Raw genomic sequence first — 25,676 nt, 5'->3', positions numbered from 1 at the left:
ACACTGGCGGTCAAGAACATGATGCGCCGCCCGAAACCCAAACCCGACCCCGACAATCGCGGCGCGTTCCTGCCCAACGGCGCCGCCGCCAAAACCGGACTCAACCGGGGATTGGCTGATGCCGGCCTTGGGGAGATGTTTCGCCAACTCGACTACAAAACACGCTGGTATGGATCGCATCTGGTCAAAGCCGACAGATGGTTGCCCAGCTCAAAAATGTGTTCCGGCTGTGGTGTGGTGAAAACCAAACTGCACCTGGCCGAACGGGGGTATCACTGCCAGCACTGCGGCCTTGTGATCGACCGAGACCGTAACGCCGCTATCAATTTGGCGCGTCATGCGCCCAAGGCTACGGCGCCGAGTACCGGCGTCGTTACCGGTGGAGCCGACCGTAAGACCCAGCCTTCGGGCACAGCGGGTGGCAATGAAACCGGAACCGTTTCTGAACGGAGTGCCCACCCGAAAGGACGGGCTGCCTGAAATGCCAGTCATACAAACACTCACATTTCAGGTAACGGCAGTGGCGACTTCTCCGCCCCTTTCCCGATCCCGGGATTCACCTCACCCCGCCGTCGAGCGAACTGCACCACGACAAGCACGGCGAGGAACGAGACTGGCGGGCGATGTGGGAGCGTCGGTGGGCCGGGGTAACGGGGGATCACACCGACGTCAGCGTGGCCTGATCCGTCTCGGCCCCGCCGACTCCGTCATCGCCTGGACCCGCGATGTCGTGGGGAATGGGCGGCACCCGGGTGGCGCGCACGTAGACGGTGTCGCCCTCCCGTAGTGCCAGCGCCTCGGCGTCACCGCGGGTGATCTGGGCGGTGAAGGCGCCTCCGGTTGCCGCGCTGGTCAACTCCACCCGAACCTCGAAGCCCAGCACCACCACCCGGTTCACCGTGGCACGGGCGACACCGGTGGACTCCGCGGTGCCGTCGGCGGCGGCAACGGCCATCTCCGGAGTCCGGCCGACTCGGATGTCGTGCGGGCGGACCAAGGCACCGTTGAGCATGGAAACCGCTCCCAGGAAGGACATGACGAACGCGTTGGCCGGGGCGTCGTACACGTCGGTCGGAGATCCGACCTGTTCGATACGACCCTTGTTGAGCACGGCTATCCGATCGGCCACATCCAGCGCCTCGGCCTGGTCATGGGTGACCAGCACCGTCGTGACGTGCACCTCGTCGTGCAGGCGGCGCAGCCAACTGCGAAGATCCTCACGGACTTTGGCGTCCAGGGCGCCGAACGGTTCGTCGAGCAGCAACACCTCCGGGTCGACGGCCAGCGCGCGGGCCAGTGCCATCCGCTGACGCTGACCGCCGGAAAGCTGATTGGGATAACGGCCCTGAAATCCGCTCAGGCCCACCACCTCCAGCAGGTGGTCGACCTTCTCCTTGATCTCGGCCCGGGGCCGCTTGCGGATCTTCAACCCGTAGGCGACGTTGTCGCGAACCGTCAGGTGCTTGAAGGCGGCGTAGTGCTGAAAGACGAATCCGATGCCCCGCCGCTGCGGCGGCACCCCGGTCACGTCGCGCCCGTTGATCGTGACGGAGCCGGCGTCCGGTCGGTCAAGGCCGGCGATGGTGCGCAACAGCGTCGATTTCCCGGACCCGCTGGGGCCCAGCAACGCCGTCAGCGAACCGGCGGGCACCACGAAGTCCACCTGGTCCAGGGCAACGAAGTCGCCATAGCGCTTGGCGGCGTTGCGTACAACGATGGCGTAGCCGTTGCGGCCCTTCGTCATGGCTGTGGTCATCTCAGCGTCTCCTCGTCAGGCCTGGCCGGCCGCTCGTGCCCGGCGCGCGTCCAGTGCCACCTGAACGATCAACACCACCACCGCGACGCCCATCAGCAGGGTCGACAGCGCGTAGGCCCCGTACTCGGCGCCACGGTTGTAGCGGTCCGAGACCAGCAAGGTCAGCGTTTGGGACGTGCCCGGCAGGTTCGACGACACGATCAGGACCGCACCGTATTCACCGAGCGTGCGGGCCACGGTCAACACGATGCCGTAGGTCAGGCCCCACCGGATGGACGGCAGCGTGATCCGCCAAAACGTCTGCCACCAACCGGAACCCAGCGTCGCGGCCGCCTGCTCCTGGTCGGTGCCCAACTCGTGCAACACCGGTTCGACTTCGCGCACCACGAACGGCAGCGTGACGAACATACTGGCAAGGACAATGCCGGGCAGACCGAAGATGATCTTGAGCCCCAGGTCCTTCTCGACGAAGCCCAGCGCACCGGCGGATCCCCACAGCAGGATCAACGCGACACCCACGATCACCGGTGAGACCGCGAACGGCAGGTCGATGATCGCCTGCAGTACAGCCTTGCCCCGAAATCGATTGCGGGCGAGCATCAATGCCGTCGGGATCCCGAACAGCACGTTCAACGGCACCACGATGCCCACCACCAGCAGCGACAGATTCAGTGCCGATATCGCCGCCGGCGTACTGATCCAGGCATAGAACTGGCCGAGGCCCGGTTCGAAAGTCCGCCACAGGATCACCGCCACCGGAACCACCAGCAGCACACTGACATAACCGAGCGCGATGGATCGGAGCAGGTAACGGACGGCGGGCGAGGGCGTCATGCAACCAACTCCTGCCGCCGGGCCGCACGCGTACCGACGACACGCAGCAGCAGCAACACCGCAAAGGAAATCGTCAACAGCACAATGGATATCGCGGCGGCGCCGGTCCGGTCGTCGTTCTCGATCAAGGTGCGGATCCACTGGGACGACACCTCGGTCTTGCCCGGCACCGCGCCACCGATCAGCACGACCGAGCCGTATTCACCGATGGCCCGCGAAAACGCAAGGCCCGCACCGGACAACAACGCCGGCATCAGCGACGGCAACACTACCGAGGAGAAGATCTTGGGAGCGGAGGCACCCAGCGACGCCGCCGCCTCCTCGGCCTCACGATCGACTTCCAGCAGCACCGGCTGGACGGCGCGCACCACGAACGGCAAGGTGACAAACGCCAGTGCCACGCCCACCCCCCAGGCGGTGTGCTGCAACTGCAGACCCACCGGACTGGTGGGGCCATAAAGGGCGAGCATCACCAGGCTGGCCACGATGGTGGGCAGCGCAAACGGCAGATCGATGATCGCATCGACGACCCGTTTGCCGACGAAGTCGTCACGCACCAGCACCCAGGCGATCAGCAGGCCGAACACCGTGTTGACGGAAGTGACCGCAGCCGAAATGCTCAGCGTCACCCGCAGTGAGTCCAGTGCGGCCCGCGACGTGACCGACAACCAGAAGGCCTGCCAGCCGCCGCCCGAAGCTTGCCAGGCGATGGCGGCCAACGGCAGCAGCACGATGATCGACAACCACACCACCGAAACTCCGACCCGAAGTGACGTGCTGCCCCACCGGCCCGGACCGCGGCGGCCTGGTGCGTTGTCGTCGGCGGGCAGGGCCCGGTCGGCCGGTGGATCCGGCTGTGAATCCGGCTGTGAATCCGGCATTGTCGGCACGGTCATCCGGTGGCCTGCATATAGATCGTGGTGATGCTGCCGGTGCCCTTGTCGAACAGCTGCGGATCCACGATGTCCCAGCCACCCAGGTCAGCGATTGTCCACAGTTTCGCCGGCACCGGAAACTGCCCGCGAAAGTCGGCGGCCACCGCGGGATCGACGGGCCGGAAACCGGACTGCGCCCACAGTTTCTGCGCCGCCGCGGTGTACTGGAAGTTCTTGAATGCCGTCGCGGCGGCAAGGTGGGAACTACTGGTGACCACCGCCAGCGGATTTTCGATCTTGAACGTCTGCGGCGGGGTGATGTGCTGGACCGGCTTGCCCTGCCGTTCGGTGGCGATGGCCTCGTTCTCGTAGCTGATCAGCACATCACCGCTGCCCTGGACAAAGACATCGGTGGCTTCCCGTCCTGATCCGGGACGCAATTTGACGTGTTCGCGCACCAGGGTGCTGACGTAGTCGATCCCCGCTTGGTTGTTCCGGCCGCCTTCACTCGTGACCGCGTACGGAGCGAGCAGGTTCCACTTGGCCGAACCCGAACTCAGCGGACTGGGCGTGATGACCTCCACGCCGGGCCGCAACAGGTCGTCCCAATCCCTGATGTTCTTGGGATTGCCGGCGCGTACCACCAGCGTCACCACCGACCCGAACGCAATGCCCTTGGTGGCGTCGGCATCCCAGTCCTTGGAAACCTTGCCGGCCTTGACCAATCGGGTGATGTCCGGTTCGACGGAGAAGTTCACCAGATCGGCCGGCTTGCCGTCGACGACACCGCGGGACTGGTCACCGGAGGCCCCGTACGACGTGATCACCTGCACGTCCTTGCCTTCCTCGGAGGCGTTGAACGCCGGGACCACCGCGCTCCAGCCGGGTTCGGGGGCGGAGTAGGCGACCAATGTGATGCTGGTGTGCGCTCCGGCGGGCCCGCCGCCGCCGGCGACGTCGCTGGGACCACCGTGACACGCCGCGACGACACCGACGACCAGCGTGAGCACCACCGGGCGGGCAACGGCATGCCGCCAGGGGGTCTTCAGCGTCTGTGGCAATTGGTGGCCTTCCGGGATGCGGGAGTGGTAAACGTCGGTCCCGTAGCTGCGGAAGGCGATCGGTCGCTAACGGAGAACTTCACCAACTCCATGCCAGACCGCGCACGGGCGGGAGTCAGCGACAACAGTGCACGTCGACGGCGGCGCAGATCGCCACAGCCGCAACCACGCAGCCGGGCGCGCCATGAGCGCGCCCGGGGCGATCGGCTACCGCGTGCATGCCGGGAAGCCTAACAGAATCGGCCGCGGTCCCATGGCGAGCACGCCGCCGTCACCGCGTCAGCAACCACATGGCGATCACCAGCACCACAAGCGCGACCAGGACCAGGGTGACGTGCGACCGCGGCATCGGCTTACTCGGGCGCTTCGTCGGAGTGGCGGATTCGCCGCATCACTTTGATGCCCTTGCCGAGCAGGGCATCGAGCACCGCCGCGGTGATATATGCCAGGCCCAGCACCACCGGCATCACCGCCAGCGCCTGCAGCGCGAACGGAAGACCGGAAAGCCACAGCTCGACGCTGTCCCACCAATTCAGGAATCCGTTCACTCCAACACACCCTATTCGGCCCGACAGCCGAATCCAATGTGCCACGATCCGCCCAAGATCAGGCGTGCTGCAACAGTCGGACAAAACCACGTGCCTAGTCGCCGGCGGTGGGCCGGCGGGCATGATGCTCGGTTTGTTGTTGGCCCGCACCGGCGTCGACGTCACGGTGATGGAAGGCACGCCGACTTCCTGCGGCGACTTCCGCGGCGACACGGTGCATGCCAGCACCCGGCGGTTGCTCGACGAACTAGGCCTGGGGTCGCGGTTCGCCCGGATGATCCCCCACCGCCTCATCGACACCATCCCGGTTAGAGCTGCAGGGCCAACCGGTCGAGCTAGACCCCTGACCCGGCTTCCCGGTTCCCATCGGCACATCGCTTTGATACCGCAGTGGGATCTGCTGGAGTTGCTGGCCACTGCCGCGGAGACGGAGCCCACTTTTCGGTTGCTGCGCAGCATCGAGGTGACCGGGCTGCTACGCGGAGACGACGGCCGGCGGGTCGTCGGCGTCGAATACCGTGACCCGTCCGGGGAAACCAAGCACATGCGAGCCGAGCTGACCGTGGCCTGCGACGGCCGGGGTTCAACGGTGCGCGCAGCCCTGGGCCTGCGACCTCGTGCCTTCGGCGCGCCGATGGACGTGTGGTGGCTTCGGTTGCCTCGCCGGGCCGACGATCCGAGCGGGCTTGCCGGCGTCTTCAGCGCCGGGCACGGCACGATCGCGATCGACCGCGGTGACTACTACCAGATCGGTCACATCATCCCGAAGGGAAGCCATACCGACATGCGCTCGCAGGGCATTGGAGATCTGCACCGCACGCTGGTGCGCACGGTGTCCTAGCTCGCCGACACCGTTGGCACATTGAGTTCGTTCGACGACGTGAAACTGCTTGATGTGCAACTTAATCGGCTACGGCGCTGGTACTCCGACGGAGTGCTGTGCATCGGCGATGCCGCACACGCGATGTCGCCCGTCGGAGGCATCGGAATCAATCTGGCAGTAGCCGACGCGGTTGCCGCGGCGCGCATCCTGGCCGGACCGCTGCGCACCCGGCGAGTGTCGACCCGCCCGCTGGCGCGGGTGCAGACGCGCCGGTGGGCACCGACCGCGTTTCTGCAAGCGGTACAACGGGCCATCCATGCCCGCGTGGTCGCGGTCGCAATGACCGGCGGCGACCCGGCACCGTCGCGGGCGGTCCAGCTGGTGGGCCGGTCACGGCCGCTGCGGCGGGTGCTCGCCTATCTAGTCGCGATCGGTCCGCTACCCGAGCACGCGCCCGACTACGCGCGGCGCGGCGGCTAAATCGCGGCACCTGAATAACAGCGCAGCTGAAGTGGTGGACGCGAAGTAGGTCCACAGTTGATGATGACCGCATGGTCCTGCACGCCGAACCCGCAGACGAGGCCGCCGCGGTCGCTGAAGCCGCCCAGGTCTCTCACGTCACCGATCTTCCAGCGTTCCAGGCAGCACCCGTCCCGTCCGTCAAGTCCGACGCGAAGGGCATTTTCACGTCCAGCTCATCGCTGCGCAATCCGTTTCCACCCATTGCCGATTACGCCTTCTTGTCCGACTGGGAGACGACCTGCCTGATCTCGCCCGCGGGATCGGTGGAGTGGATGTGTGTGCCGCGCCCGGACTCCCCCAGCGTGTTCGGCGCGATCCTGGACCGCAGCGCGGGCCATTTCCGGCTGGGCCCTTACGGCGTTTCGGTGCCCTCGGCACGCCGCTATCTGCCCGGCAGCCTGATCATGGAGACCACGTGGCAGACCCACACCGGCTGGCTGATCGTGCGCGACGCGTTGGTGATGGGGCCCTGGCACGACATCGAGCGGCGATCGCGCACCCACCGGCGCACCCCGATGGACTGGGACGCCGAACATATTTTGCTTCGGACAGTGCGCTGCGTCAGCGGCACGGTCGAGCTGATGATGAGTTGCGAGCCGGCGTTCGACTACCACCGTCTCGGAGCCACCTGGGAATACTCGGCCAACGCCTATGGTGAGGCGATCGCCCGGGCCAGCCATCAACCCGATGCCCACCCGACGCTGCAGCTGACCACCAATCTGCGGATCGGGCTGGAGGGCCGCGAAGCCCGGGCCCGCACCCGGATGAAAGAGGGCGACGACGTGTTCGTCGCCTTGAGCTGGACCAAGCACCCGGCTCCGCAGACCTACGAAGAGGCCGCCGAAAAGATGTGGCAAACCACCGAGTGCTGGCGGCAGTGGATCAACATCGGCAATTTCCCCGACCACCCGTGGCGGGCATACCTGCAGCGCAGCGCGCTGACCCTGAAAGGGTTGACGTACTCGCCCACCGGCGCGCTGCTGGCGGCCAGCACCACGTCGCTGCCGGAAACACCGCAAGGCGAACGCAACTGGGATTACCGCTACGCCTGGGTCCGCGACTCGACGTTCGCATTGTGGGGGCTCTACACCCTGGGACTGGACCGCGAGGCCGACGACTTCTTTGCCTTCATCGCCGACGTGTCCGGCGCCAACAACAACGAGCGCCATCCGCTGCAGGTGATGTACGGCGTGGGGGGTGAGCGCAGCCTGGTCGAAGAGGAGCTGCACCACCTGTCCGGCTACGACCACGCGCGTCCGGTCCGGATCGGCAACGGCGCCTACAACCAGCAGCAGCATGACATTTGGGGCTCGATTCTGGACTCGTTCTACCTGCACGCCAAATCGCGTGAGCAGGTCCCGGAGACGTTGTGGCCGGTGCTCAAGCGCCAGGTCGAGGAGGCGATCAAGCACTGGCGCGAGCCCGACCGCGGCATCTGGGAGGTGCGCGGGGAACCGCAGCACTTCACCTCGTCGAAGGTGATGTGCTGGGTGGCGCTGGATCGCGGCGCCAAGCTGGCCGCGCGGCAGGGCGAAAAAAGCTATGCCCAGCAATGGCGCCAGATCGCCGAGGAGATCAAAGCGGACATCCTCGAGCACGGCGTGGACTCCCGCGGCGTGCTGACCCAGCGCTACGGCAGCGACGCCCTGGACGCGTCGCTGCTGCTGGCGGTGCTGACCCGGTTCCTGCCGCCGGACGACCCGCGGGTGCGCAACACCGTGCTGGCGATTGCCGACGAACTGACCGAGGAAGGCCTGGTGCTGCGGTATCGGGTGCACGAGACCGACGACGGCCTGTCCGGTGAGGAAGGCACGTTCACCATCTGCTCGTTCTGGCTGGTGTCGGCGCTGGTCGAGATCGGCGAAGTGGCGCGGGCCAAACGGCTGTGCGAGAAGCTGCTGTCCTACGCCAGCCCGTTGCACCTCTACGCCGAGGAGATCGAGCCGCGCACCGGGCGTCAGCTGGGCAACTTCCCGCAGGCGTTCACCCACCTGGCGCTGATCAACGCGGTGGTCCACGTGATCCGCGCCGAGGAAGAAGCCGACGGCTCGGGGATGTTCCAGCCGGCCAACGCGCCTATGTAGGTTTCGCGGCGAGCAGACGCAGAATCGCACAATGCCAACGGCATTCGTGCGATTCTGCGTCTGCTCGCGCCGGGATCGGCGTCAGCTCAGCTGGCTGATTGTGTCCATCATGGCGTGCGCGATATCGACGGCACTGGTGTCGAGATTGGCGGTTCCCCGGCCGGACGGACCTTCGCTACCGAAAAAGGTGACCTCTACGTCAACCAGGCAATTCACCCGCAAACCCATGGCCCGCGCTACCGGCATCGGGTTCGAGCCCGGCATGCTGGGCTGATCGGAAACGGTTGCGGCAAGGACAGAATTGGCGACACGCACGTCACTGACCGTGTCGGCAAAGCTGAGCGTCGCGCCGGCCAGATTTACCACTGTGCCATCGCATTGGTTCCACTGCTGCGAGAACTTCGCAAACAGCGCGTCCGCGTCAGCTGCCGTCGGCAACGTCACCACGCCTTCGGCCACACTGATAACCCTTACTGAATCGCTTGTGTGCCACCATATTTCACGCACGACGTCGTTGACGGCCGCGGAGTGGTAGGCATCTCTAGCGAGCACGGTTACCACACCCACACAGTCGGCGGGCGAAGCCGGTCCATACGCGTATGACAACTGGTCGCGACCGCCGAAAAGCGGCGGAAATTGGGCTTCAGTTTTGAACGGCTGGTCCAGCATTCGCGACAGCGCTGCCTCGTCGAGGAGCACCTGCTTGATTTTCTGCCCGGTAATCGGGCGGGGCTTCAACCCAGGTGTTGGCCGCACCGTGCCGGCGACAACGGCCGTGCAGCCGGCGGCCATCAGGCCGGCGCTCAGTACCGCGATCACCCGGGCCAAGCATGCTCGCGCCGAGATCACCACTACTTCTTGCCCTTGTCTCCCGCCGTGTCGGTGGATAACGCCGCCACAAAGGCCTCCTGCGGAACCTCAACCCGCCCAATGGTTTTCATCCGTTTCTTGCCTTCCTTTTGCTTCTCCAGCAGTTTGCGTTTCCGGGTGATGTCACCGCCGTAGCACTTCGACAACACATCCTTGCGAATCGCGCGAATGTTCTCGCGCGCAATGATTTTCGACCCGATGGCGGCCTGCACCGGCACCTCGAACTGCTGGCGCGGTATCAGCTCCTTGAGCTTGGTCGTCATTTTGTTGCCGTAGGCGAACGCCGAATCCTTGTGCACGATCGCGCTGAGCGCATCAACGGTCTCGCCCTGCAGCAGGATGTCGACCTTGACCAGTTGCGCTTCCTGTTCCCCGGCCTCCTCGTAGTCGAGGCTGGCATAGCCGCGAGTGCGCGACTTCAGTGCGTCGAAGAAGTCGAAGATGATCTCCCCCAACGGCATTGTGTAGCGCAGCTCCACCCGCTCGGGCGACAGGTAGTCCATGCCGCCCAGCTCACCGCGGCGCGACTGACACAGTTCCATGATGGTGCCGATGAACTCGCTGGGCGCAATGATGGTGGTCTTCACGACGGGCTCGTAGACGGTACGGATTTTGCCCTCCGGCCAATCCGACGGATTGGTGACGACGATTTCGGCGCCATCCTCTTTGAGTACCCGGTAGACGACGTTGGGTGAGGTGGAGATCAGATCCAAGTCGAACTCGCGCTCCAGACGCTCGCGGGTGATCTCCATGTGCAGCAAACCAAGGAAGCCGCACCGGAACCCGAAGCCCAGCGCCACCGAGGTTTCCGGCTCATAGGTCAGGGCCGCGTCGTTGAGCCGCAGCTTGTCCAGGGCGTCGCGCAAATTGGGGTAGTCCGAGCCGTCGACGGGATAGAGCCCCGAGTAGACCATCGGCTTGGGTTCGCGGTAGCCGGTCAGGGCCTCCTTGGCGCCGTTGCGGACCGTCGTCACGGTGTCGCCGACCTTGGACTGGCGTACGTCCTTGACGCCGGTGATCAGATAGCCGACCTCGCCCACGCCGAGGCCGTCGCAGGGCTTGGGTTCGGGTGAGACGATGCCGACCTCGAGCAGCTCGTGGGTGGCGCCGGTGGACATCATGGCGATGCGCTCGCGTGGGGTGATCTTGCCGTCGACCACCCGGACATAGGTCACCACACCGCGGTAGATGTCGTACACAGAATCGAAAATCATTGCGCGAGTGGGCGCGGCGGCGTCGCCCTGCGGCGGCGGCACCTGCCGGACCACCTCGTCGAGCAACGCTGCCACGCCCTCGCCGGTCTTGCCGGACACCCGCAGCACGTCGTCGGGCTCGCAGCCGATGATGTGGGCGATCTCGCCCGCGTAGCGGTCCGGGTCGGCCGCGGGCAGGTCGATCTTGTTCAGCACCGGAATGATGTGCAAGTCGCGATCCAGCGCCAGATACAGGTTGGCCAATGTCTGCGCCTCGATGCCCTGCGCGGCGTCGACCAGCAACACCGCACCCTCGCAGGCTTCCAGCGCCCGCGACACCTCGTAGGTGAAGTCGACGTGTCCGGGAGTATCGATCAGGTGCAACACGTAGTCTTGGTCGGCCACCCGCCAGGGCAACCGCACGTTCTGAGCCTTGATGGTGATGCCGCGTTCCCGCTCGATGTCCATCCGATCCAGGTATTGCGCCCGCATCGACCGCTCGTCGACCACCCCGGTCAACTGCAGCATCCGGTCGGCCAGCGTCGACTTGCCGTGGTCGATGTGAGCGATGATGCAAAAGTTGCGAATCTGCGCCGGCGGCGTGAAGGTCTTGTCGGCGAAACTGCTGATCGGAGTCTCCTGGTGGACGGTCTTGAGCCTGCCAGCTGGGCGGTTCGTGGCTACGTCCAGCGTATCCAGGCGGGCGCTTCGAGACACAATCGCGCGCTGCCTGGCGCGGCTATGCTGCCAACATGGCGTCCGCCCGGAAGTCACAGTGGAAGACGTTCCAGCGTTTCACCGAGAATGTAGGGAACCTGGTGTTCAACGAGGCTCCGAAGGTAGTGCGTCAACTACAGAACTCGCAGACCGTGCTGCAGGAACTTCAGCGTGCGGTGAAGATCACCGCGAACATCATGGCGATGGGCCTGCCGCCACCGCCGCAGGAGATCGCCGCGGGCCGGCCGGTGACCAGCACGAGCTTTCCCACCGCGCAGCGGGCCCGCAAGCTGGTCTACGCCCCGGACCTCGATGGCCGGGCCAACCCGGGGGAAATCGTGTGGACCTGGGTGGTCTACGAAGACGACCCGACCCGCGGCAAAGACCGGCCGGTACTCGTCGTCGGCCGTAACCGCAATGTGTTGCTGGGGCTCATGCTGTCCAGCCGGGAAGACCACGCCACCGATCGCGACTGGGTCGGAATCGGTTCGGGGGATTGGGATTACGAAGGCAGGCAGAGCTGGGTCCGGCTGGACCGGGTGCTCGACGTGCCGGAAGAGAGCATTCGCCGCGAAGGCGCGATTGTGCCGCGCGACATCTTCGATGTGGTCGCCGCCCGGTTGCGCACCGAATACTCCTGGCGTTAGCGCGAGCCCCCGTCGCGAGGGTAACGTCACGGCGAAATTCCACGCGATTTTTCGCCGTGACGTTCCGCTGGCGGAAGCCGGCCCAAGGCCGCTGGCTAGCCCTGCGTGATGCTAGCCCTGCGTGATGTAGGACTGCAGCTGCTGCTGTTCGGCCTCGAGTTCCTGCATCCGGGTCTTCACCACATCACCGATACTGACGATGCCGATCAGCTTTTCCCCGTCCAGCACCGGTACGTGGCGCACCCGGTTGTTGGTCATCAGCACGCTCAGGCTGTCTACCGTGTCGGATTTCGTGCAGGTGGCGACGTCACTGGTCATGATCTTGGAGACCGGACGAGACAACACGCTGGCGCCGTGGGTGTGCAACTCGCGTACCACGTCGCGTTCCGACACGATGCCGACCACACCTTCCGCGCCGACCACCACCATCGCGCCGATGTTCTGCTCAGCCAGACCGGCGAGCAGTTCCCGGACTGTCGCGTCGGGATTGATCGTCACCACCGCCGCCCCCTTGTTCCGCAAGACGTCCGCGATCCGCATTGAGGCCTCCCGCCGGTAGTGACCCGATTCACACCAGGCTACGGCTAACTTGCGCGGCGGGAAAGCCGCCACCCCAACACGAGGGTGGCCCGAGGCGAATCGCCGGGTTGCGCCGCCGCGCACGGCCCCGGCTGGTAAGGATGTGGCCATGATCGAGATCACCTTGCTGGGGACCGGCAGCCCCATTCCCGACCCGAACCGCGCCGGGCCGGCCACCTTGGTGCGGGCCGACGGTCACGTGTTCTTGATCGATTGCGGGCGCGGTGTCCTGCAGCGCGCGGCCGCTGTCGGCGTGGGGGCGGCCGGCTTGTCGGCCTTGCTGCTCACTCATCTGCACAGCGACCACATCGCCGAACTCGGCGACGTGATCATCACCAACTGGGTCACCAACTTCGCCCCTGCTCCCCCGCCGCTGCAGATCATCGGGCCGCCGGGCACCGCCGAGGTGGTGGCGGCGACGCTGCAGGCCTTCGGGCACGACATCGGCTACCGCATCGCCCACCACGCCGATCTCAACGCACCGCCGCCGGTCGAGGTCCACGAATACACCGAAGGCACCGTGTGGGAGCGCGAGGGTATGACGATCCGGGTGGCACCCACCGATCACCGGCCGGTGGCGCCGACGATCGGGTTCCGGATCGAATCCGGGGGCGCCTCGGTGGTGCTGGCCGGCGACACCGTGCCGTGCGCCAGCCTGGACGAGCTGGCCGCCGGCGCAGACGCCTTGGTGCACACCGTTATTCGAAAGGACATCCTGGCGCATGTCCCGCAGCAGCGGGTCAAAGACGTCTGCGACTACCACTCGTCGGTGCAGGAGGCGGCGGCAACCGCCAACCGCGCCGGGGTGGGGACCCTGGTGATGACGCACTACGTGCCGGCCATCGTGGCAGGCCAGGAGAACCAGTGGCGGGCTTTGGCCGCGACCGAGTTCAGCGGAGCGATCGAGCTCGGCGACGATCTGCACCGAGTCGAGGTGCACCCCCGGCACTAGCGGGCCGTAATGCACGGACTTGGGCTCACATCGCTATAGAATCCAGTCCCTGACCAGTGCTCTTGATCTCGCTCGATCTCAAAGGTGCGGCATGTGGTATGTGATCGCAGGTCCGGCGGCAATCGCTACGGCGGCCACCGAGCTGGCCGGAATTGGTTCGACGATCAGCCAGGCCAACATGAACGCGGCAGCCGTGACGGCCGGCGTGCCGGCGGCCGCCGCCGACCAGGTGTCAGCGGCCGTCGCGGCGTTCTTCGGGGCTCAGGCTCAGGGCTATCAGGGCATCAGCGCCCAGATGGCGGCGTTTCACGACCAGCTGGTGCAGGCCCTGTCCGCCGGCGGGGCGGCCTACGCCGGTGCCGAGGCCGCCAGCGCGCAGAACCTGCTCGACCTGATCAACGCACCCGCCCTGGCGCTGTTTGGCCGCCCGTGGATCGGCAACGGCGCCGACGGCGGGACCGTCGGCGGAATAGGTCAGCCCGGTGGGCCGGGCGGACTGCTCTACGGCAATGGCGGCCGGGGTGGCGATAGCACGCTGGCCGGAGTGGCCGGCGGTAACGGCGGGGCTGCCGGATTGATCGGTAACGGCGGCGCCGGCGGCACCGGCGGCACGGGAGGCAGCGGTGGGCTGGGTGGCAACGCCTTCCTGATCGGCGGCGGCGGCGCCGGCGGCACCGGCGGCGCGGCCGTCGGCACCGGGTTCGCGGGCGGCGGCGGCAACGGCGGGTTGGGCGGCCTGCTGTATGGCAACGGCGGGGTGGGCGGAACCGGCGGGGACGGGGTGGCTGCCACCACCATCGGCGGCATGGGCGGGTTCGGCGGCGATGCCTGGCTGTTCGGCAGCGGTGGGGCCGGCGGCCAGGGCGGCGACAACACTTTCAACCTCAGTGGCCAAGGCGGGCTGGGCGGCGACGGCGGCAGTGGCGGAGCGCTTTTCGGCAACGGCGGCGTCGGCGGTGGCGGCGGCAACGGCGGCGCCACCGGCGGAGCCGCCGGGAACGGCGGTTCCGCTGGCTACGCGATCGGCAGCGGCGGGGCCGGCGGCGTGGGCGGCGATGGCGGCACCGTTTTCGGCGGCCAGGGCGGGGACGGCGGTCGGGCGGCGACGATCTTCGGGTTCGGCGGCGCTGGGGGCAACGGCGGCACCGGCAACTATGCCCTGTTCCCATCCGGCGGCGCCGGCGGGACCGGCGGCGCCGCCGTGCTCTTTGGCCTCGGCGGGGTGGGCGGACACGGTGGCTCCGGCGGCGGCTACGGGGGCCAGGGTGGAGCGGGCGCCTGGGTAATCGGCACTGCCGGCGACGGCGGGGCCGGCGGTGCCGGCAACATCAACAGCGTGGCCGGCGGCCAGGGCGGGAACGGCGGGGACGCCTTCTTCATCGGCAACGGCGGCAACGGCGGCGCCGGCGGACACGGCTTCGGCGCCGGCGCGCCCGGCAAGGGCGGGGGTGGCGGCACCGCCGGGGTAATCGGCTGGGCGGGAAATCCCGGTCCGGACGGTTAAGCCAACCGGGTGATCTCCACCTCCACGTCGAGGTCGGTCGCGCCCAGTCCGGAGTAGATACCCTTCAGCGGAGACACGTCGCTGTAGTCCCGGCCGACACCCACGCTGATGTACTGCTCGGTGATCTCGGTGTCGCAGGTGGGATCGTAGTTCCACCACGCGCCCGTCCAGGCCTGAATCCAGGCGTGGCTACGGCCGGCGACGGTTTTTCCGGCGACGGCGTCGCGATCGGGATGCAGATAGCCCGATACGTAGCGTCCGGGAATTCCCATGCTGCGCAAAACCATCAGTGTCAGGTGGACAAAATCCTGGCAGACGCCGCGGCCCTGCTCCAGCGCGTCGAGTCCCGATGAATACACCCCGGTGGTACCCGGAAGGTACTCCAATTCGCTTCGCGCCCAACGGGATGCGGCAACGACAGCTTCGGCGGGGTCATGATACTTGGTGATCCGCCGGCCCACGGCTGCGACGCGTTTGCCGATGGGGGTGTACCAGGTGGGGCCCAGCACCTCGTCGAACCGGTCGATCACCGCTACCGAGTGCAGCTCCTCCCAATTGGTCTTGGCCGTGGGCGGCTCGGGGCGCTCGGTCTCGACAACCGAGGACGAGGTAACCGTCAGCTGCGTGTGCGGCGCATGCAGGTCGAACGCCGTCACCGCGGTGCCCCAATAGTCGATGTAGCGGTAGGACCGGGTGGCCGGAATGGTTTCGACACGGTTGAGGATGACGTTTTGGCGGGTGTTGGAGCGTGGTGTCAGCCTTGCCTCGTTGTAGGACGCCGTGACCGGCGACTGGTATGCGTACCCGGTGGTATGCACCACCCGCATCCGCCACATCAGGACTCTCCTTGCCTACCGAGCAGTTGGCCGCGTTGCCCCGCGTCGGTCCAGGCCACCCACGGCGATACGTGAAAGTACTGCAGCGCCAACGCTTCTCCGACATCCCGGCAGGTTCGTTGCAGGCCCGCCAACCGGTTGTCGAGGGACTCGAGCAGCACACCGGGCTGCACAAACTCGAGTTCACTGCGCGCCTGCCCGAGCAGCCGCTGCGCTTCGGTGGTGGCCCCGATTCGGCTCTGCGGATTGTGCAGCAACTCCTCGAGGTTATGTTCGGCCAGCCGTAGCGAGTAGTACACCGAGCGCGGGAACAACCGGTCGAGCATCATGAACTCGACCACCCGTCCGGCGTCCAGGACTCCGCGGTAGGTGCGCAGATAGGTGTCGTGCGCGCCGGCCGACCGCAGCAGGGTGACCCACGTCGGGGACGACGCGCTGTCGCCCACCCGCGACAACAGCAGGCGCACGGTCATGTCGACCCGCTCGATGGCACGGCCCAGCAACAGGAATCGGTAGCCGTCGTCGCGGGAAAGCGTCGAGTCGGCAAGCCCCGCGAACATCGCCGCGCGGCCTTCGATGAACGACAGGAATTCATGTGGCCCAAGACGTTTGGCGGCTCGCTCGCGTTCCGGCAGAGCGTTGTAGGTGGTGTTGAGGCACTCCCAGATCTCGATGGAGGTGACTTCGCGCGCCGACTTGGCGTTTTCCCGCGCCGCCGAGATCGCCCCGACGATCGACGACCCCCCCTGGGCGGTGGTGCTGAAAGCCACCAAGTCCGTCAGCGACCACAGGTCGAGCTCGTGGTCGGGGGGTTCGATGCCGAGCACCCGCAGCAACAGCCGGGAGGCGTGGTCGGGGTCGACGCTGGAGTCCTCGAGCAGTTGGTGCACCGCGACATCCAGGATGCGCGCCGTGTCGTCGGCACGCTCGACATAGCGGCCGATCCAATAGAGCGCTTCGGCGTTGCGCGCGAGCATCAGTCGGTCGCTTTCTGCTGTCGTTGGGATTGTTCGTTGCGGGGCGGGTCGGTCGGTGGTTGCTCGGGCACCGCCCGCGGCAGCGACCGCACCACTTGTGCGCGGCCCAGCTCGCGATCGGCCGCCGAAGCGCGCGGCGCCAGCACCCAGGTGTCCTTGGATCCGCCGCCCTGGCTGGAGTTGACCACCCGGGAGCCCGCTACCAGAGCTACCCGGGTCAGTCCGCCCGGCAGCACCCAGATGTCGTTGCCGTCGTTGACCGCGAACGGCCGCAGGTCGACGTAGCGCGGCGCCAACGAGCCCTCGATCCGGGTCGGCACCGTCGACAGCTCCATCATCGGCTGGGCGATCCAGCTGCGGGGATTGTCGCGAATCTTCTTGCCGACGGCGGCCAGCTCTTTCGCGGAGGCTTGCGGGCCGAAGACGATGCCATAACCGCCGGAGCCCTCGACCGGTTTGAGGACCAACTCGTCGATTCGGTCGAGCACCTCCTCGCGTTCGTCATCCAGCCAGCACCGATAGGTCTCCACGTTGGCCAGCAGCGGCTTTTCGCGCAGGTAGTACTCGATCATGGTGGGCACGTAGGTGTAGACGAGCTTGTCGTCACCCACACCGTTGCCGATCGAACTGGAGATGACGACATTGCCGGCGCGGGCGGCGTTGACCAGGCCCGCCACCCCGAGCACCGAGTCGGCGCGGAACTGCAGCGGGTCCAGGTAGGCGTCGTCGATGCGCCGGTAGATGACGTCGACCTGGCGCTCCCCCGCGGTGGTGCGCATGTACACCTGGTTGTCGCGGCAGAACAGGTCGCGGCCTTCGACCAGCTCGACACCCATCTGGCGGGCCAGCAGCGAATGCTCGAAGTAGGCCGGGTTGTAGACCCCGGGGGTCAGGACCACCACCGTGGGATCGGCCTCGTTGGTGGCCGCCGAGTTGCGCAGTGCCCGCAGCAGGTGCGCCGGATAGTCGTCGACCGCGCGGACCCGGTGAGTGGCAAACAGGTTCGGAAAAACCCGCGCCATGGTGCGCCGGTTCTCCAGGACATAAGACACTCCCGACGGCGAGCGCAGGTTGTCCTCCAGCACCCGGAAGTCGCCGCGATCGTCGCGGATCACGTCGATGCCGGCCACATGGATGCGCACCCCGTTCGGAGGAACGATCCCCACCGCCTCGCGATGGAAGTGCTCACAAGAGGTCACCAGCCGGCGCGGGATCACGCCGTCGCGCAGGATTTCCTGATCACCATAGATGTCGTCGAGGTAGCGCTCGAGGGCTTGGACGCGCTGGATAATGCCCCGTTCCAACCGGGTCCACTCGGCAGCCGAGATCACCCGGGGCACCAGGTCCAAGGGAAACGGTCGCTCCTGACCCGACAGCGAAAAGGTGATGCCCTGGTCGATGAACGCCCGGCCCAGCGCATCGGCTCGCGCTTTGAGCTCCGATGCGTCGGTGGGCGCCAGCTCGGCATAGATGCCCTTGTAGGGGCCGCGAACGTTGCCTTGCGCGTCGAACATCTCGTCGAAGGCCGAGGAGTAACCGTCCGACTTGTGATAGCCGTCGAAGATGCGCTCCGAACGGGCGGATGATCGCCGCCTGGTCGCTTCGATCGGGTCAGAAAGGCTCACCCGTGTCATGCTGCCTCACTTCGGGCGTTTCAGCAGGCCAGGGGCGGCTCTTTTGGGCGAAAACGTAACCGACTGCTAACCTGAGCAGTCGTTGTCGGGCGACAGGGGCGCCCGAGCAATCCCCGAATCGACATAAGGAATCAACGCGTGGCCAACATCAAGTCGCAGCAAAAGCGCAACCGGACCAACGAACGCGCCCGGCTGCGCAACAAGTCGGTGAAGTCGTCGCTGCGTACCGCTGTCCGGGCGTTTCGCGAGGCCGCGCACGCCGGCGACAAAGAGAAGGCCGCGGAGCTCCTGGTGTCGACCAACCGCAAGTTGGACAAGGCGGCCAGCAAGGGCGTGATCCACAAGAACCAGGCGGCCAACAAGAAGTCGGCCCTGGCGCGGACCCTCAACAGGCTGGGCTGAGTCCTCAGCTGCGGTCGGCGACCAACTCGGCCACCTTCCTGACCGCGGATTCCAGCGCATAGTCGGCGTCGGCCACGGCCCCTTTGACGTTGGCGTTCAGTTCGGCGACCAGCCTCATCGCCGTCGCTACCTTGTCTCGTGACCAGCGCCGCGCCTGCTTTTGCGCCTTCTGCACCCGCCAGGGCGGCATGCCCAGTTGTGCCGCCAGCCGGTACGGGTCGCCGGACAACGGCCCCACCCGGCCGATTGTGTGCACCGCTTCGGCCAGCGCGTCGGCCAGCACCACCAGCGGCTCGCCGCGCATCATGGCCCAGCGCAGCGCTTCGGCGGCTCCGGCCACATCGCCGGTGACGGCCTTGTCGGCGATGTCGAAGCCCTTCACTTCGGCCTTGCCGCTGTGATAGCGGCGAACCGCCGCCACGTCGACGTGACCACCGGTGTCGGCGACCAGCTGCGAGCAGGCCGCGGCGAGTTCACGCAGATCCGAACCGACCGCGTCGAGCAAGGCTGCCGCGGTCTCGTCGTCGACCTTGACGCGCAGACAGCGAAATTCACCGCGGACGAAGTCGAGGCGTTCGCTGAGCTTGGTGATCCGCGCGCACGGATGCACCTGCGCGCCCAGCGACTGCAGTTGGCCGGCCAGGGCTTTGGCTCGCCCGCCGCCGGAGTGCACCACCACCAGCACAGTGCCCGGTGGCAGGTCGGCAGCAGTCGACGCGATCATCGCGACGGCATCCTTGCCCGCCTCTGCGGCGGCCTCCAGCACGACGATCCGCTCGTCGGCGAACAGCGAGGGGCTCAGCAACTCGGCGAGCTCATAGGTGCTGACGTCGCCGGCCCGCAGGCGGTTGATCGGCACGTCATCGCCGCCCGAGCCGGCGCCCGGGCCAGCGCCCGCGCGTTGCCGCGCCGACCGCAGTATCTCCGCGACCGCCCGTTCGACCAGCAGTTCTTCGTCCCCCAGGACCAAATGCAACGACGAAATCTCGCTCACCCCACGATGGTGTCACGTGGGGCCGACCAGACCCGCCAGCGACCAGGCCAGCAGGCACCCCAGGGCGGCCACCAGCGCCCAACTCGTCACGAGGCGAAACCACCGGAATCGCCACAGTGCAACCGCCAGCACGGTGACGCCGCCGACGACCAGCGCGCCGGCCGGGCCGTCGGGGACCGGCACCGTCGCCATCGGCACACCGGCCGCCCAATGCGCCACCCGCAACACCCACCACATCTCCGGCCCGGTGAAGCGGATCAACAGCTGCGCCCCGGCCGGCCACACGACGGCCAGCGCGGCTGCCGCGCTGCCCAGCACGGTGATCGGTGCGATCACCGCTGCCACCGCGAGGTTGGCGAACACCGCAACCAGGCTGAACCGGCCGGAGATCGCGGCGATCAGCGGAGCCGTCACCACCTGCGCGGCAGCGGCGACCGCCAGCGCATCCGCCAGCGGTTTGGGCAAGCCCCGCGCGACCAAGCGGCGCGACCATAGCGGAGCGATGACGACCAGCCCGGCCGTCGCCACCACCGACAGCGCGAAACCCACATCGACGGCCAGCTGCGGTGCCGTGGCCATCAGCACCAGCACGGTGCCCGACAGCGCCGGAATCGCCTGTCGCCGCCGCGAAGACAGCATCCCCGCCAGGCCGATCGCACCCATCACGGCCGCCCGCAACACGCTGGCCGTCGGCTGCACCACGACGACGAACGCCGTCAGCGCTCCCCCGGTCAGCCCGACGGCCGCGCGCAGCCCGATCAGCCGTGCCGAAAACAGCACTGCCGCACACACGATCGTGACGTTGGCACCCGATACCGCCGTCAGATGCGTCATCCCTGCCGCGCGGAACTCGCGGCCGGTGGCGGAGCTGACTGCCGAGGTGTCACCGAGCACCAGCGCGGGCACCATCGCGGCCTGATCGCCGGGCAACACCTCCCGAACCGCCGCGGCAAACCGGCCACGAACCGTGTGCGCGGCCCGGTACACCGCACCCGCACGATGCGCGCACACGGTTTGGGGCCGGCCCACCGCGGTGAGCACCGCGACCGTCAGGTCCCGACGCGTCGGCCGGGTGATGTGCGCGGTAAACCGCACCGGCTGGCCTGCCATCAGCTCGTCGAATTCCGACGCCCGCGCGAAAACGACCACTCGGCCCGATATTTCGCCGTCCCGCAGCCGCTGGATGGTCGCCCGGAAGATCAATCGGCCGGCCCCCAGCGACAGGGCGGTTTCGCTGGGCGTGACGGTCACCGGCACGGACGTTCCGAACGCCGCACTGATCGGGTGGCGCCCGACCGCGTCGGCTCGCAACGCGATCGCGAGTCCGTATCCGGCACCGACCACACCGATCGCCACCAGGGCGGCGCCGATGGCGCGCAGTCGGGCCGGGCACTTCCGGCGCGCGGCGTGCCACCACAGCGCAGCCGAGCCGGTAGCCAGCATCAGGCAGCAGGCCGCGCACGTCCGGCCGACCGGCCACCCGATCCCCGCCGCGGTCACCACCCAACTGGTCAGCGCGGCCGGAACCAGGCGCACATCCAGTCGCGCCGCAGCGCCTGGAACGGGGTCGACGGGCCCGGTCAGAGGGTGCACCGGCGTCAGACACGGACCAGCGACCGCAGTTTTTCCAGCCGCGCCGGGCCGATGCCGTCGACGTCGGCGAGCTGGTCGACGCTGGTGAACCTGCCGTTGGCCTGCCGCCACGCGACGATAGCGGCGGCGGTGACCGGGCCGACGCCGGGTAGCGTATCCAGCTGCTCCACGGTCGCGGTGTTCAGGTCGAGCACCTCGGCCGGCCTGGAGCTCGGCTCTGGGCCCGGATGAGGGACACCGGAGGTGGCCGGTCCTGGCGCCGGGGTGCCCGCGCCGATCGAGCTGCGCAGCGTGATCGGTTGCCCAGGGGCCGGCGCCAGCCCGACCACGATCTGCTCCCCGTCGACCAGCTGGCGAGCCATATTCATGCCGATGGTGTCCGCACCGTCGACCGCCCCGCCGGCGGCCTGCAGGGCGTCGGCGATCCGCGCGCCCGGAGCCAAGGTGACCAGACCCGGGGTGTGCACCAGTCCGACGACGCTGACCACCACCGGCCGATCCGGACCGGGCAGCTGCCCCGGGGTTGAAGACGGTCTCGGACCGCTTCCCGACGGCCCTGAAACCCGTTCCACCGCGGGAAGTTTGGCCGACATCACCGGAGCAGGCCGGTCGCGCAGCAACGTGAACACGGTGACCAGTACCGCAAGGGCCGCGACCAGCGCCAACGCGATGGCACCGGGACGTCCCGGATCTGCGCGCACCTTGGCCAGCCATCCACGGCTGCCGGGAGTCGCCGGAACCCAGCACGGCAGCAGCGAATTCGGGTCGTCGTCCGGGCCTTCAGTTTCGACGGCGGCCGGGTCGGCGGCCGATCGACTATCCGGGTCGGCGCCAAGCCGGCGATGCACGCGCTCGGCAGGCAGTTCAGTTTGCATGGCGCCGACGGTAGGTGTCCCGACCGCCACCACGATCCCCGATCAGCGGGTCGCGACGCCTGTCTGTGGATGAAACCATGGCTGTGAGTGCGTCGATATGCCGTGCACTCGCGGCAGATCATTATTGGCTGGCCGGCTCCCTATGGTGGCGCCGACCGAAGCCGACCGCTGCCGCGCCACCCCGGTTGACGTTCGGCGCCGCGCGACGCCTAACGTGCAGGGCAGGATTGCCGGTGGCCATGCGGATGGTTCCAGCTCCACGAGGGGCACGCACCGGCGGTCACCCGACACAGGAGGCTACCGATGAAGCTGGCGCTGACGACCGACGAAGCCGCCTTCCGCGACGACCTTCGCGCCTTCTACACCACGCAGATCCCCCAAGACATTCGTGACCGGGTGCGCCGCGGCGACTCGCTGAGCAAGGACGACATCGTCGGCTGCCAGAAGATCCTCAACGATCACGGGCTGGCGGTACCGAATTGGCCGGTCGAATGGGGCGGTAAGGACTGGACACCAACCCAGCACCAAATCTGGGCCGACGAGATGCAACTGGCGTGTGTCCCGGAGCCGCTGAACTTCAACACCAAGATGGTGGGGCCGGTGATCGCCGAATTCGGCTCCCAGGAGATCAAGCAGCGGTTCCTGCCGCCGACGGCCAGCATCGACATCTGGTGGTGCCAGGGCTTCTCCGAGCCGGAGGCCGGTTCCGACCTCGCCTCGCTGCGCACCACCGCGGTCCGCGACGGTGACAGTTATGTCGTCAACGGGCAGAAGACCTGGACGACGCTGGGCCAGTACGCGGACTGGACTTTCTGTCTGGTGCGCACCGACCCGCAAGCGCCTAAACGGCAGGCCGGCATCTCTTTTCTGCTCATCGACATGGCCACGCCCGGCATTACCCTGCGGCCGATCAAGACGATCGACGGCGGCCACGAGGTCAACGAGGTCTTCTTCTCCGACGTCCGGGTACCCGCCGACCAGCTTGTCGGACAAGAGAATCAGGGCTGGACCTACGCGAAGTTCCTGCTGGGCAACGAGCGCACCGGAATCGCCGGGGTAGGCCGGACCAAGGTACGCCTCGCCGAGGTGAAAAAACATGCCGCGCACACGGGTTTACTGCGCGATCCGCTCTTCGCGGCGCGACTCGCTGAGGCCGAAAACGAGCTGCTGGCACTGGAACTCACCCAAGCCCGGGTGGTCTCGGACTCCGCAGACGGTAAGCCGAACCCGGCGTCGTCGGTGCTCAAGCTCCGCGGCAGCCAACTGCAGCAGATCGCCACCGAATTGCTGGTCGAGGTGGCCGGTCCCGATGCGCTACCGGCAGACGGCTCCCACGGCGACGAGATCGCGTCGCCGCCATGGGCACAAACCAGCGCACCCCGCTACCTCAACTACCGCAAGACGTCCATCTACGGCGGCAGTAACGAAGTGCAGCGCAACATCATCGCGTCCACCATTCTGGGATTGTGAGGCAGTCATGGATTTTCAGCTAAGCGACGAGCAGACGCTGCTGCGCGACACCACCCGCGACCTACTGTCCCGCAGTTACGACGCGGAGAGCCGCAACAAGGTCATCGACACCGATCTCGGGTGGAGCCGCGAGGTATGGAGCCAACTCGCCGACACCGGGATCTTGAGCCTCGGATTCGACCCGGCCGAGTCCGGGCAGATCGAGATCATGGTCGTGATGACCGAAATCGGGCGGCGGCTGGCGCCCGAACCCGTGGTGGATGCCGCGCTGGCACCCGGAGCGCTCATCGCCGAGCTGGGCAACGACGCACAGCTACAGCTGCTCGACGACGTCGCCGCCGGGCAGCTGCTGCTGGCGTTCGCGCACTCAGAGCCCGGCCACCGGACGCCATCCACCGACATCTCGACTCGTGCTGTGCACCAAGGAGATTCGTGGTTGCTCAGCGGACGTAAGAATCCGGTGATGGCCGGCGACTGCGCCGACACGCTGGTGGTCAGCGCCGCGCTGCCCGACGGTGGCGTCGGGTTGTTCCTGGTCGACGGGGATGCCGTCACCCGGCACCCGTACCCGACATTCGACGGACAGCGGGGCGCCCAGGTCGACCTGGACCAGACGCCCGGCGAACCTCTGGGTAAGGCCGCTGAAGACGCGTCAACGGCGATCCGTGACGCCATCATTCGTATCCAGTCGGCATTGTGCTCCGAGGCGGTCGGCGCGATGTCCGAAGCCCTACGCCTGACCACCGATTACCTCAAGACCCGCAAGCAATTCGGTGTCACGCTCAACAAGTTCCAGGCACTCACCCAGCGTGCCGCCGACATGTACGTGTCGCTGGAAATGGCCCGTAGCATGGATCTCTACGCGGCGATGTCGATCGCCGACGGCAACCTCGACCCGCTGATCGCGTCCCGGGCCAAGGTGCAGGTCGGCCGGTCCGCCCAGCACATCGCGCAGGAGTCGATTCAGTTGCACGGCGGCATCGGGATGACCGCGGAATATCCGGTGGGGCATTACGCGGCCCGGCTCACCGCGATCGAGCACACTCTGGGTTCCGGCCAGGACCACCTGCACGTCCTCATCGACCACCTCGGCGACTACGAGCTTGTCCGGCTTTGAGTCGGGACCTACCTACCCAGGTAGGCAAGGCTCAGCGAGATGGCCACACTGACCTGGCTCGGCGTGCCCGGAGATGAACAGGCATGGATCACGCTCGGATTCACCGTCGACGACGGTGAGATCCGGATCGGCCGGGTGTGCTGTGCACTCACCGACGAGCGTTGCTGGGGTTTCGACGAAACCCATGACGACGCAGCGATTCTCGGGGTACCGACGACGGTCCGGCCGGCGGTGACCGGTGCTGTGCACTCATGTGGGGTGACCCAGGTCGATCACGTCGTGTATACCGTGCCAGACTTGGACACCGGAATCGCCGCTCTCACAGCGGCATTGGGCACCCCGCCGCGCCGACGCTTTCATCCGCGTGGGCCGGACGGTCCGGAAATGGCGTTCTACCGGGTAGGTGAGGCATTCATCGAGGTGGTGGCGGCCACCGGCGCCGAGCCGGCACTGATCGGGCTGGCATTGCGCTCTCCTGACCTGAATGCCACCGTGAGCGCGATCCGCGCCGACGGGGGCCCGATCTCGGACCCGAAACCCGCCGTCCAAGGCGGTCGCATCGCCACCGTATGGCACGGCCACCTCGACTGGGGCCTGGCCATCATGGGGCCATAGGAATTTCAGGGGCGCTGCCCGGCCGCGCAACCGAGGCCGCGAGTGACCGACATGTCCGGAACGATCGCGGCAATCATGGGTCCCATCGCAGCGGCACGGGAGCCTTCGATGAGTACAGACCGTCCGCTGCGGGCAATCCCAGTGGGCCACCGAAAACGTCGGCGGCTATGACCTTGCCAGACTGTAGTAGGTAGCTCT

The 25,676-nt window shown here is 67.2% G+C and carries 23 protein-coding genes and 1 pseudogene; 10 read left to right on the top strand and 14 right to left on the bottom strand.

Going from position 1 to position 25,676, the window contains the following annotated elements:
• Positions 1–480 (top strand): zinc ribbon domain-containing protein (locus tag CDN38_RS31160; RefSeq protein WP_244307479.1); only part of this gene is annotated, 480 nt, incomplete at its 5' end.
• 178 nt (positions 481–658) lie between these two features.
• Here CDN38_RS31160 and CDN38_RS22605 read toward each other — a convergent pair.
• The 5 genes from CDN38_RS22605 to CDN38_RS22585 all read right to left on the bottom strand — a co-directional run bounded on the left by CDN38_RS22605 (position 659) and on the right by CDN38_RS22585 (position 5,074).
• Positions 659–1,744 carry a sulfate/molybdate ABC transporter ATP-binding protein gene (locus tag CDN38_RS22605; protein ID WP_408633038.1) on the bottom strand — a complete coding sequence of 362 codons (1,086 nt, stop codon included), beginning with the start codon at positions 1,742–1,744 and terminating at the stop codon, positions 659–661.
• Positions 1,745–1,771: 27 nt separating this feature from the next.
• Positions 1,772–2,590, bottom strand: coding sequence for a sulfate ABC transporter permease subunit CysW (gene cysW, locus CDN38_RS22600; RefSeq protein ID WP_075513672.1), 819 nt, complete (start codon positions 2,588–2,590; stop codon positions 1,772–1,774).
• On the bottom strand, positions 2,587–3,471 hold the full coding sequence (gene cysT, locus CDN38_RS22595) for a sulfate ABC transporter permease subunit CysT (protein ID WP_082277440.1): 885 nt from the start codon (positions 3,469–3,471) through the stop codon (positions 2,587–2,589). Before cysT ends, cysW begins: the two co-directional genes overlap by 4 nt.
• 11 nt (positions 3,472–3,482) lie before the next feature.
• On the bottom strand, positions 3,483–4,478 hold the full coding sequence (locus tag CDN38_RS22590) for an extracellular solute-binding protein (RefSeq protein WP_075513675.1): 996 nt from the start codon (positions 4,476–4,478) through the stop codon (positions 3,483–3,485).
• Positions 4,479–4,879: 401 nt separating this feature from the next.
• Positions 4,880–5,074, bottom strand: coding sequence for a hypothetical protein (locus CDN38_RS22585; protein WP_075513671.1), 195 nt, complete (start codon positions 5,072–5,074; stop codon positions 4,880–4,882).
• 64 nt (positions 5,075–5,138) lie between these two features.
• Between CDN38_RS22585 and CDN38_RS22580 the strand changes: the two are divergent.
• Positions 5,139–6,377: pseudogene (locus tag CDN38_RS22580) on the top strand (FAD-dependent oxidoreductase).
• A gap of 71 nt (positions 6,378–6,448) precedes the next feature.
• Positions 6,449–8,503 carry a glycoside hydrolase family 15 protein gene (locus CDN38_RS22575; protein WP_099319189.1) on the top strand — a complete coding sequence of 685 codons (2,055 nt, stop codon included), beginning with the start codon at positions 6,449–6,451 and terminating at the stop codon, positions 8,501–8,503.
• 81 nt (positions 8,504–8,584) lie between these two features.
• On the opposite strand, the gene CDN38_RS22570 is transcribed toward CDN38_RS22575, so the two are convergent.
• Together CDN38_RS22570 and lepA are read right to left on the bottom strand one after the other, a co-directional pair.
• Positions 8,585–9,352 carry a sensor domain-containing protein gene (locus CDN38_RS22570; RefSeq protein WP_233026984.1) on the bottom strand — a complete coding sequence of 256 codons (768 nt, stop codon included), beginning with the start codon at positions 9,350–9,352 and terminating at the stop codon, positions 8,585–8,587.
• A 2-nt stretch (positions 9,353–9,354) separates the two neighbouring features.
• Positions 9,355–11,283 carry a translation elongation factor 4 gene (lepA, locus tag CDN38_RS22565; protein WP_075513669.1) on the bottom strand — a complete coding sequence of 643 codons (1,929 nt, stop codon included), beginning with the start codon at positions 11,281–11,283 and terminating at the stop codon, positions 9,355–9,357.
• A 35-nt stretch (positions 11,284–11,318) separates the two neighbouring features.
• Here lepA and CDN38_RS22560 point away from each other — a divergent pair, with 35 nt between their 5' ends.
• Positions 11,319–11,930: a type II toxin-antitoxin system PemK/MazF family toxin gene (locus tag CDN38_RS22560; protein ID WP_075513668.1), complete on the top strand. Its 612-nt coding sequence runs from the start codon at positions 11,319–11,321 to the stop codon at positions 11,928–11,930.
• Between the two features lie 111 nt (positions 11,931–12,041).
• Here the strand turns inward: CDN38_RS22560 and CDN38_RS22555 are convergent, their stop codons facing one another.
• On the bottom strand, positions 12,042–12,470 hold the full coding sequence (locus CDN38_RS22555) for a CBS domain-containing protein (RefSeq protein ID WP_075513667.1): 429 nt from the start codon (positions 12,468–12,470) through the stop codon (positions 12,042–12,044).
• A gap of 148 nt (positions 12,471–12,618) precedes the next feature.
• On the opposite strand from CDN38_RS22555, the gene CDN38_RS22550 reads away from it, so the two are divergent.
• Both CDN38_RS22550 and CDN38_RS22545 read left to right on the top strand, forming a co-directional pair.
• Positions 12,619–13,461 carry a ribonuclease Z gene (locus CDN38_RS22550; RefSeq protein WP_075513666.1) on the top strand — a complete coding sequence of 281 codons (843 nt, stop codon included), beginning with the start codon at positions 12,619–12,621 and terminating at the stop codon, positions 13,459–13,461.
• 91 nt (positions 13,462–13,552) lie between these two features.
• Positions 13,553–14,965: a PE family protein gene (locus CDN38_RS22545; RefSeq protein ID WP_099319187.1), complete on the top strand. Its 1,413-nt coding sequence runs from the start codon at positions 13,553–13,555 to the stop codon at positions 14,963–14,965.
• On the opposite strand, the gene CDN38_RS22540 is transcribed toward CDN38_RS22545, so the two are convergent.
• The 3 genes from CDN38_RS22540 to CDN38_RS22530 are packed head-to-tail and all read right to left on the bottom strand — an operon-like array spanning position 14,962 to position 18,412.
• Positions 14,962–15,801 carry a transglutaminase family protein gene (locus CDN38_RS22540; protein WP_075512211.1) on the bottom strand — a complete coding sequence of 280 codons (840 nt, stop codon included), beginning with the start codon at positions 15,799–15,801 and terminating at the stop codon, positions 14,962–14,964. The genes CDN38_RS22545 and CDN38_RS22540 overlap by 4 nt on opposite strands.
• Positions 15,801–16,778 carry an alpha-E domain-containing protein gene (locus CDN38_RS22535; RefSeq protein WP_099319186.1) on the bottom strand — a complete coding sequence of 326 codons (978 nt, stop codon included), beginning with the start codon at positions 16,776–16,778 and terminating at the stop codon, positions 15,801–15,803. Before CDN38_RS22535 ends, CDN38_RS22540 begins: the two co-directional genes overlap by 1 nt.
• Complete coding sequence (locus CDN38_RS22530; RefSeq protein ID WP_075512213.1) at positions 16,778–18,412, bottom strand: circularly permuted type 2 ATP-grasp protein; 1,635 nt, start codon at positions 18,410–18,412, stop codon at positions 16,778–16,780. Before CDN38_RS22530 ends, CDN38_RS22535 begins: the two co-directional genes overlap by 1 nt.
• A gap of 138 nt (positions 18,413–18,550) precedes the next feature.
• Here CDN38_RS22530 and rpsT point away from each other — a divergent pair, with 138 nt between their 5' ends.
• Entirely contained in the window at positions 18,551–18,814 is a 264-nt protein-coding gene (gene rpsT, locus CDN38_RS22525; RefSeq protein WP_075512214.1) for a 30S ribosomal protein S20, read from the top strand.
• 4 nt (positions 18,815–18,818) lie between these two features.
• Here the strand turns inward: rpsT and holA are convergent, their stop codons facing one another.
• The 3 genes from holA to CDN38_RS22510 all read right to left on the bottom strand — a co-directional run bounded on the left by holA (position 18,819) and on the right by CDN38_RS22510 (position 22,276).
• Complete coding sequence (gene holA, locus CDN38_RS22520; protein ID WP_099319457.1) at positions 18,819–19,790, bottom strand: DNA polymerase III subunit delta; 972 nt, start codon at positions 19,788–19,790, stop codon at positions 18,819–18,821.
• 30 nt (positions 19,791–19,820) lie between these two features.
• The gene (locus CDN38_RS22515; RefSeq protein ID WP_075512216.1) at positions 19,821–21,344 is read right to left on the bottom strand and encodes a ComEC/Rec2 family competence protein; all 1,524 of its coding nucleotides are present in this window, start codon (positions 21,342–21,344) and stop codon (positions 19,821–19,823) included.
• Between the two features lie 62 nt (positions 21,345–21,406).
• Positions 21,407–22,276 (bottom strand): ComEA family DNA-binding protein, encoded by an 870-nt coding sequence (locus CDN38_RS22510; RefSeq protein ID WP_075512217.1) that lies wholly within the window; start codon positions 22,274–22,276, stop codon positions 21,407–21,409.
• Between the two features lie 303 nt (positions 22,277–22,579).
• Between CDN38_RS22510 and CDN38_RS22505 the strand changes: the two genes are divergently transcribed.
• The 3 genes from CDN38_RS22505 to CDN38_RS22495 are packed head-to-tail and all read left to right on the top strand — an operon-like array spanning position 22,580 to position 25,478.
• Positions 22,580–23,746 (top strand): acyl-CoA dehydrogenase family protein, encoded by a 1,167-nt coding sequence (locus CDN38_RS22505; RefSeq protein ID WP_075512218.1) that lies wholly within the window; start codon positions 22,580–22,582, stop codon positions 23,744–23,746.
• A 7-nt stretch (positions 23,747–23,753) separates the two neighbouring features.
• On the top strand, positions 23,754–24,863 hold the full coding sequence (locus tag CDN38_RS22500) for an acyl-CoA dehydrogenase family protein (RefSeq protein WP_075512219.1): 1,110 nt from the start codon (positions 23,754–23,756) through the stop codon (positions 24,861–24,863).
• Between the two features lie 39 nt (positions 24,864–24,902).
• On the top strand, positions 24,903–25,478 hold the full coding sequence (locus CDN38_RS22495) for a VOC family protein (RefSeq protein ID WP_075512220.1): 576 nt from the start codon (positions 24,903–24,905) through the stop codon (positions 25,476–25,478).
• The last annotated feature ends 198 nt before the right edge of the window (positions 25,479–25,676 follow it).

Origin of the sequence: Mycobacterium ostraviense (assembly GCF_002705925.1) — a bacterium.
GTDB classification, from domain to species: domain Bacteria; phylum Actinomycetota; class Actinomycetes; order Mycobacteriales; family Mycobacteriaceae; genus Mycobacterium; species Mycobacterium ostraviense.
This window is presented reverse-complemented; position numbering and strand designations above follow the sequence as displayed.